8 protein-coding genes and 1 pseudogene are annotated in these 8,115 nt (G+C 34.2%); 5 read left to right on the top strand and 4 right to left on the bottom strand.

Annotated elements, in window-relative coordinates; translation table 11 throughout:
* Positions 1-294: pseudogene (locus RR554_RS11710) on the top strand (hypothetical protein); the annotation flags it as partial.
* Between the two features lie 41 nt (positions 295-335).
* On the opposite strand, the gene RR554_RS11705 reads toward RR554_RS11710, so the two are convergent.
* A complete protein-coding gene (locus RR554_RS11705; RefSeq protein WP_332464475.1) occupies positions 336-707 on the bottom strand; it encodes a hypothetical protein in 372 nt (123 codons plus the stop codon).
* A 14-nt stretch (positions 708-721) separates the two neighbouring features.
* Positions 722-1,399 (bottom strand): DNA/RNA non-specific endonuclease, encoded by a 678-nt coding sequence (locus RR554_RS11700; RefSeq protein ID WP_332468098.1) that lies wholly within the window; start codon positions 1,397-1,399, stop codon positions 722-724.
* A 161-nt stretch (positions 1,400-1,560) separates the two neighbouring features.
* On the opposite strand from RR554_RS11700, the gene RR554_RS11695 reads away from it, so the two are divergent.
* Together RR554_RS11695 and RR554_RS11690 are read left to right on the top strand one after the other, a co-directional pair.
* Positions 1,561-2,262 carry an ABC transporter ATP-binding protein gene (locus tag RR554_RS11695; protein WP_332464477.1) on the top strand — a complete coding sequence of 234 codons (702 nt, stop codon included), beginning with the start codon at positions 1,561-1,563 and terminating at the stop codon, positions 2,260-2,262.
* Between the two features lie 12 nt (positions 2,263-2,274).
* Positions 2,275-5,022: an FtsX-like permease family protein gene (locus RR554_RS11690; RefSeq protein WP_332468097.1), complete on the top strand. Its 2,748-nt coding sequence runs from the start codon at positions 2,275-2,277 to the stop codon at positions 5,020-5,022.
* Between the two features lie 155 nt (positions 5,023-5,177).
* On the opposite strand, the gene RR554_RS11685 is transcribed toward RR554_RS11690, so the two are convergent.
* Entirely contained in the window at positions 5,178-5,588 is a 411-nt protein-coding gene (locus RR554_RS11685; protein ID WP_332464479.1) for a hypothetical protein, read from the bottom strand.
* Positions 5,573-6,025 (bottom strand): LytTR family DNA-binding domain-containing protein, encoded by a 453-nt coding sequence (locus RR554_RS11680; protein ID WP_332464480.1) that lies wholly within the window; start codon positions 6,023-6,025, stop codon positions 5,573-5,575. The genes RR554_RS11685 and RR554_RS11680 overlap by 16 nt, the downstream gene beginning before the upstream one ends.
* 244 nt (positions 6,026-6,269) lie before the next feature.
* Between RR554_RS11680 and RR554_RS11675 the strand changes: the two genes are divergently transcribed.
* Together RR554_RS11675 and RR554_RS11670 are read left to right on the top strand one after the other, a co-directional pair.
* The gene (locus tag RR554_RS11675) at positions 6,270-6,791 is read left to right on the top strand and encodes a hypothetical protein (RefSeq protein ID WP_332464481.1); all 522 of its coding nucleotides are present in this window, start codon (positions 6,270-6,272) and stop codon (positions 6,789-6,791) included.
* A 17-nt stretch (positions 6,792-6,808) separates the two neighbouring features.
* The coding region (locus RR554_RS11670) for a flotillin family protein (RefSeq protein ID WP_332468096.1) at positions 6,809-8,115 on the top strand (1,307 nt) is incomplete at its 3' end.

Below are 8,115 nucleotides of genomic sequence, written 5' to 3'. Positions count from 1 at the left end.
CCTGATTGGTGGAATGAAAACAAAGACTGGCGTCATAATATTTTATTCTTATTAGCTGATTTTAAAGACGATGAACTACTTAGTATGGCAGAGGTGGTTAATCCTTCCATTGAAAGAGTAAAAGCCGTTCAAGGCGCTATTCTTTGGTCATCTTCTTTTAAAGAAAGAAAAGACTTTAACAAAAGTCACTATCATAAATTGTTAAGTAAAAAAGCTTACACACAAGTAACGGTTAGAAATGCTAATACCTTGAATAAAATATTTTCCAAAATGGAGGAGTTAGAGCTAAATTAGAATGAAAGTGACCTTTTAAATTTAAGAAAAGGTCACTTTTTTTAGTTAACTGAAAGAATTGTCGAAGACAGTGTTTTCTCTTCTAATTGAATTAAAAAATCCCACAAAGTGCTAGTAAACGTTTCAGAATCATGTTTGTTTAAGCTATAAGGAATAACTAAAACAGTTGTATCATTTGCTAAGAGGTAGTCATTATCAATGGTTTGTGCGACAAGGACTTTGTCTGTTAATTCTTCTTTAGTCCAAATATCTTCATCTGCTAGAAATGCTAAATTTTGATAAAAAAGCTCTTCTTTATTAGTTAAATTAAACAGAAGGTAGTCGTTATAGTCTGTTACGTTATGAGTACGTAAGACGTCAAGACATTCTTTAGGACTAGCTGTTTTTGTCATAGGTTGGAGTTCTTTAAACATGTGAGTCACACTCCTTATTTTTTATTTTCAATTGTAACATTAAAGTTGATACTAGATGAGGGACTTAATCCTTTTCCTTCCATCTGAACGGCTGTTGGCATGCCAATATCGCCTTCATAAATAGGAATCACCCGGTATCGAATTGTTTCTCCGTTATCAGCAGCTTTTCTGACCATATTTTCATACTTTGTCATAAACGGTGTATTCACAGGATTTTGATAGAGTGTGACCAAATTTTTAGGTTCTTCGCCACTGCCACCTAGTTGTTTTCCAATCAGATGTCCACGTGAATGATTATGCGGATCAAGACCAGAGATAAAGCCTGGTGGTTTGATTTCTTGTAGTGCACTGCTTCCTGTTCCTATCATGTCAGGTTTAATTAAGGCATTTGCGGCAGTTGGGCGGTCATAATCATCATAATCCCCGTAATGAATCCAGCCCTTTTTATTATCTTTTAATTCTTCTTTTGAAAAAGTAGCCTCTCCATGTTCCACAGGTCCTGGATTGTCTCCTGATTGACTTGTTTTACCTTGTGAGGTTTTCTTTTCTGGTTGCTCACTTGCCCCATTACTGTGGATAAGATCCTGTAAAAAATCTGGTACTTGGATGCCAGCAAATGTTAACCCAAGAGCGACTAGAATCCCAATTAAAATTGCTGCTGGATGTTTTTGTTGCTTATTTTTTTTAGCCATTGTGTTCCCCCTTTTTAATCTCTTAAGCCATTATACGAAAAAAAGACGTTAAGAACAACAGTTCGTTTTTAAGTTTTACTAAGGATTCGAAGGGAATTCATTAAAAAATAATATTTGTTTTGTTATAATAAGAAACAACAAGAAGAAAAGGTGGGCTGTAAATGAGTTATGTAGAAGTAAAAGATGTATTTAAGAGGTATCACATGGGAGATAATGTCATTGTTGCCAATAATGGTGTTTCCTTCTCTTTAGAAGAAGGTGAATTTGTCGTTATTTTAGGACCAAGTGGTGCAGGAAAGTCCACAGTACTAAACATTCTTGGTGGTATGGATAGTTGTGATGAGGGAGCCGTTATCGTTGATGGGGTAGATATTGCTAAACATAATGCAAAAGAGCTGACAACATACCGTAGATTGGACGTAGGATTTGTGTTTCAATTTTATAACTTAGTACCTAATCTAACTGCAAGAGAAAACGTTGAGCTTGCGTCTCAAGTGTCTGAAAAAGCCCTAGATGTAGATGAAGTTTTGTCTTTAGTTAACTTAGATCACAGGAAAGCTAATTTTCCAGCACAACTATCAGGTGGGGAACAACAGCGTGTAGCCATTGCAAGAGCACTTGCTAAAAATCCGAAGTTACTCCTTTGTGATGAACCAACAGGCGCTTTGGATTTTGAAACAGGAAAACAAGTGCTTAAAATTTTAGAAAATACTTGTCGAAAACAAAAAACAACAGTGATTGTTATTACACATAATTCAGAAATTGCTAAAATGGCCGACCGAGTCATCAGAGTAAATGATGCCAAAGTTAGAAGCATTGATATCAATGAAAATCCATTACCAGTAGAAGAAATAGAATGGTAAGGGGGATTTTTAATGAGTAAAAAAGCGTTAAGAAAATCAAATACTAGAGAAGTTTTTCAATCAAAAGCACGCTTCTTTTCAATACTTTTAATTATTTTATTAGGAGTGTGTTTCTATGCAGGAATCAAAGCAACAGGTCCTGACATGGTAAATACGGCGGATACTTATTATAAAGATCAGCATTTAATGGATACAAAAATAGTTTCTCCTACTGGTTTAGAAGAAAAAGATTTAGAACTCGTGAAGGAAAATAAAGCTGTTGAACAAGCAGAAGGTAGCTATACTCTTGACGTGACAGATAAACGTGAGAACAATGTTATTCGGTTGATGTCTTATGATAAAGAAGCTAAATCAGGATTAAATCAACCACGCTTACTGACAGGTCGTTTGCCTGAAAAATCTGGGGAAATCGCAATTGATAATCGTGGGGAAGAACTAGATAAGTACAAAGTTGGGGACAAGATAACTTTTGATACAGGAAAAGACCAGCTAAAAAAAGAAACCTACACTATTGTAGGCCTTGTTAATAGCCCCTTGTACATTGATAAAGTCTCACGAGGGAACACGAATATTGGGAAAGGTTCCATTGATTTCTTTGGATTAGTTCCTAAAAGTGATGTGACGTTAGATGTTTATACAGAAATTTATGTAGGGTATAACAATACGGATGATTTAATCAGTTATAGTGACGCTTATAAAAAGCAAGTATCCAAAAATGAAAAAATCCTCAAAGAAGAACTAAAACCTCGAGAAAAGACGCAATTTGAGACCATTCAAAAAGAGGGAATGGAAAAAATCGTTGAGGGAAAAAATCAATTAAGTGATGGAGAAAAAACTATCACTGAAGGTAAACAGCAATTAGAAGCTGGTAAAGAGGAGCTAACAAAACAAAAAGAAGGACTTAAGTTAGCTGAATCAATGGGGCAAGTGATTCCTGCTGAAAATAAGGCAGCCCTTCAAGAAGCTGAGAAGAAATTAACTGAGCAAGAAGATAGCTTGGTAAAAGAAGAAAAGAAACTTACAGATAACAAGCAAGAATTAGCAGATAAAGAAAAAGAACTAAATGACATGAAGCAGCCAAAATACATGTATTATGACCGAGATGATAACCCTGCTTACTCAGAATATAATGATAACGCAGACCGAATATCTTCTATTGCAACAGTTTTTCCAGTCTTTTTCTTTATGATTGCCGCTCTAATTTGTTTAACAACAATGACCCGAATGGTAGATGAAAAACGGGGTGAGATTGGTACGCTAAAAGCTTTAGGGTACAGCAATTTTGAAATTGCGCAAAAGTTTATTTTATATGCAACTTTAGCAAGTATTATCGGAAGTGCTCTAGGTCTGGTGATTGGTTTTAATGTATTTCCAACAGTCATATTTAATGCGTATGGCTCGTTATACAATTTGCCACCTGTTATTATCACGTATTACGTTAGCTATATTATTCAGTCGATTATAGTGGCGCTACTTTGTACGTTATTATCTTCGATGATTGTGTTGCGTGTCGATTTGTTGAGTACACCAGCAGTTTTAATGCGTCCTAAAGCACCAAAACCAGGTAAACGAATTCTACTAGAACGCATTCGCCCGTTGTGGTCACGCTTTAATTTTAATCAAAAAGTGACTGCCCGTAATTTATTTAGGTACAAACAGCGTATGTTAATGACAGTGCTAGGCATTGCCGGCTGTATGGCCATGATTATCACAGGATTTGGGTTGAAAGATTCGATTGGGGATATTGTTGATATTCAGTTTTCAAAAATTTGGCATTATGATGCGACTGTGACTTACAATCCTGATGCAACGAAACAGGAAACGACTGATTATGAAAAAGAACGAGATGAGTTAGATATCTATTCGTCTCATTTAGCTCTTTCTCAAAAAACAGTGGAAGTTGTTAATTCAGGGTATAAAAAGCAAGAAGTTATTGTAGACACACCAAAAGATGTTTCACAGCTAAAAACTTTTATTACGTTTAAAGACCGTAAAACAGATGAACTCTACAAATTAGATGATTCAGGGGTAATCATCAATGAAAAATTAAGTAAACTGTATCACTTAGAAGAAGGAGACACACTAAAAATTAAGGCAAGTGGAGATGACGTTAGAGAAGTTAAAGTGAAGCATATTGTTGAAAATTATGCCATGCACTTCATCTATATGACTCCTGCCTATTACGAAAAAATATTTGGAGAAGCCCCTGATTATAATGTTGACTTACTTAATTTCAATCAAGAGATAAGTGAAAAACAAGAAGAAAAATTAGCAGAGCAATTGATGGATACTAAAAAAGCTATCAATGTAACCTATACAAGCCAAATCGGTAAAGCAATGGATGACACGATGGGAAGCTTGAATATTGTAGTTTGGGTGCTGATTGTTTCAGCGGCGCTTTTAGCGTTTATCGTGTTGTATAATCTAACCAATATTAATATTTCAGAACGAATCAGAGAGTTATCAACGATCAAAGTTCTTGGTTTTTATGACAAAGAAGTGACAATGTATGTGTATCGAGAGAACAATATTTTGACCGTACTAGGTATTTTATTAGGCTGTGTTCTTGGAAAAGTACTTCATGGGTTTGTCCTTCAAACTGCCGAGGTGGATATGATGATGTTTCCAATGACCATTCACGGTATTAGTTATCTCTACTCAGCTGCTTTAACCATACTATTTTCATTGGTTGTGATGTATTTTATGCATCGCAGATTGAAAAAAGTTGATATGATAGAAGCCTTGAAATCAAATGAATAAATGAATGAAAAAAAGAGACAAAATTTTTGTTTCTTTTTTTTTATTAAAAAATGTTAGAAAGTCTTAGAAAGCTTATTAAATAAAAGAAAAAAGAGGTTAAAAAAACAAAACGGCTATTCGATATTGGAATAGCCAAAAGGGTAAAAAGCTACTTTTTATAATAGATATTGATTGAATTCTTGAGCTTGTTTTTTGCTTTGAAAGTGTGAGTAGATGTAAAAAGCAATAACGTGACCCAAAAAAGTTAGCATAGCAAAAATTAAAAAGTATGGTGTAATTAAAGTAAACATCATAGGTGAAAATAAATAAACGCTGAGTATGCCACTTAAAAAATTAACAAGTGTACTTAAAAGAATATTGGTAAATGCTTTGAACGTTGCGTATTTCCAGAGAAAGGGATAAAAAACACCAAATACAACACCAAACAATATAGAAATAGCAAGTAAATGCCAGATGAAATTGAAGGGTATATTTTGTGATGAAAAAATAAAACTAGATAAAAATATTATCCAAATAAAAGTTCCTAAAGTAGCGTGAGTGAAGTTATTTTTTAATTGTTGATACATGTTAATCTCTCCTTGATTGTTTTGGCGTAATGTCGACTGACAATAAATGATTGCTCTGTCAGTGTAATTAATTCTAGTCGGGCATATTTTTCAACTTGAAATAATTTTATCTGACGTAAGTTGACGATTGTTGATTGGTTTATTTGATATAAATGATGGTCTTCTAAAAAAATTAATTCTTTAAGTCGTTGTTGTAAAAAATAAGTTGATTGATCTATTAGAGTCACTTTTGTCAGGTGTCCCATTGCAGAAATGGATTCGACATTTGAAATAGGAATAAGGTGTTTTTTACTATTGCTGGGAGATGTGACAAGTAACATTTTCTCTTTATTAATCAAGCTATCTAGTTCTAATAATTGCGTTTTGTTATCTGGATGACTAATGATATCGATTACGTTTGTTTCTTTTTGTGTATCCCATGAAAAATTTATTTTCATAAGTTTTAACCTCCTTTACATCTATAAGAATAGCAAGAAGAATCAGTAAAAAATAGATTTATTCGTTTTGTTGCAAAAAATAATACTTAGGTTGCACTTAGTAAGTTTGACTACATTTTAAAAGGTTTATGTTTCATTGTTTGTTACTGTTAATCTTTTCACTCTTTTTATTGTTTGTACTATCCTTTTAATCTTTAAATTGGTAAAATAATGTTAAGCTACTTAGAGAGGAGTGAGGAATGAAGTGATAGCAGGTTATCCATTAGATACGATTTATTTGTATGTATTAATTGGTTGTACGGCGATTTCAATTTTGTTATTTGTCTTTGGTGATATTTTTGATTTTGATGGGCCAATAGACCCCATGTTGATAGTCCCGTGGCTAGCATTTACATCATTATTTGGTATTGTTGGAGAAAACTTCTTTGAATTAAATAGTGTCATGGTACTTTTGATAGGTGCTGTAATTTCGACGGTAGTTGTTTTTTTGATGAATTTTTATATATTAATTCCTCTTCGTAGTTCAGAGGCAAGTATAGCGGTTTCTGAAAAAGATTTGGAAGGTCGAAAAGCAACAGTTATTACACCGATTCCCTTCAAAGGAATGGGTGAAATTAAAATATCTAGTGTGACAGGTATTATCACTAGACCAGCGTCTTATTATGAACCTCAAGAAATTGAAGTGAAAGCTGGCTCAGAAGTTCTAATTATTGAAATCAAAGAACGGGTTTGTTATGTGGTACCTTATAAAGAAAATTTTATTTAAAAGGAGATTGTTAAATTATGGGAATTTTATTTTTACCGATTATTTTGGTAGCGGTTATTTTATTAATGCTATTGGTGGTGTTTGTTTCAAAATATCAAACAGCCAAACCAGATGAAGCTTTAATTATTAGTGGTAGTTATTTAGGTACTAAAAATGTTCATAAAGATGATAATGGCAATAAGTTAAAGATTGTTCGTGGAGGCGGAGCATTTGTGTTACCTGTTTTCCAACGTTCTAATCGCTTAAGTTTACTTTCGAGTAAATTAGATGTGTCAACACCAGAAGTTTATACAGAACAAGGTGTTCCAGTTATGGCAGATGGAACCTCTATTATCAAAATTGGTTCTTCTGTGGAAGAAATTGCGACAGCAGCAGAACAATTTCTTGGTAAATCTCGTGAAGAATTAGAAAACGAAGCACGCGAAGTATTAGAAGGTCATTTACGTTCGATTTTAGGATCAATGACTGTGGAAGAAATTTATCAAAACCGTGATAAATTCAGCCAAAGTGTACAAGAAGTTGCGAGTGTGGATTTAGCTAAGATGGGTCTTGTTATCGTATCGTTTACAATTAAAGATGTTCGTGATAAAAATGGTTACTTGGATTCACTTGGTAAACCACGTATTGCTCAAGTAAAACGTGATGCTGAAATCGCTGAAGCAGAAGCGTTAAAAGAAACACGTATTAAAAAAGCTCAAGCGGAAAAAGAATCACAAGAAGCTGAACTTGGTCGTCAAACAGAAATCGCTGAAGCGACAAAAGAAAAAGAATTAAAATTAGCAGCTTATAAACAAGAACAAGATGTAGCAAAAGCAAAAGCAGACCAAGCGTATAACTTGGAAAGTGCGGTTGCCCAACAACAAGTTGTGGCTCAAGAGATGGAAGTTAAAGTTATTGAGCGTCAGAAACAAATTGAATTAGAAGAAAAAGAAATCACTCGTCGTGAGAAACAATACGATTCAGAAGTGAAGAAAAAAGCGGACGCAGACCGTTATGCTAAAGAGCAAGAAGCACAAGCAAGTAAAGCTCGTGAAGTAGCAGAAGCAGAAGCGGAGAAATTTAGAGTTGAATCTATGGCAGAAGCTAATGCTGCACAAGTTCGTATGGATGGACAAGCTAAAGCCGATGCTATTTTGGCTCAAGGTCAAGCAGAAGCAGAAGCAAAAGAAAAAATTGCAGAAGCCTTCAAACAATATGGTGAAGCAGCAGTTCTTAGTATGGTAATTGATATGTTACCAGAACTTGTTAAAGAAGCTTCTCAACCATTTAGTAACATTGATAAAATTTCAGTGGTTGATACAGGACAAGGTGGTAAAGATAGTGG

It is taken from the genome of Vagococcus sp. (assembly GCF_036639995.1).
GTDB lineage: Bacteria > Bacillota > Bacilli > Lactobacillales > Vagococcaceae > Vagococcus.
The sequence above is the reverse complement of the archived record's forward strand: the minus strand, read 5'-3'. Positions and strand labels throughout refer to the sequence as shown.

Bases quoted from the DNA above. Each gene is read 5' to 3' on its own strand.
- RR554_RS11705 (WP_332464475.1), bottom strand. From the start codon at position 707: ATGTTTAAAGAACTCCAACCTATGACAAAAACAGCTAGTCCTAAAGAA.
- RR554_RS11700 (WP_332468098.1), bottom strand. From the start codon at position 1,399: ATGGCTAAAAAAAATAAGCAACAAAAACATCCAGCAGCAATTTTAATT.
- RR554_RS11695 (WP_332464477.1), top strand. From the start codon at position 1,561: ATGAGTTATGTAGAAGTAAAAGATGTATTTAAGAGGTATCACATGGGA.
- RR554_RS11690 (WP_332468097.1), top strand. From the start codon at position 2,275: ATGAGTAAAAAAGCGTTAAGAAAATCAAATACTAGAGAAGTTTTTCAA.
- RR554_RS11685 (WP_332464479.1), bottom strand. From the start codon at position 5,588: ATGTATCAACAATTAAAAAATAACTTCACTCACGCTACTTTAGGAACT.
- RR554_RS11680 (WP_332464480.1), bottom strand. From the start codon at position 6,025: ATGAAAATAAATTTTTCATGGGATACACAAAAAGAAACAAACGTAATC.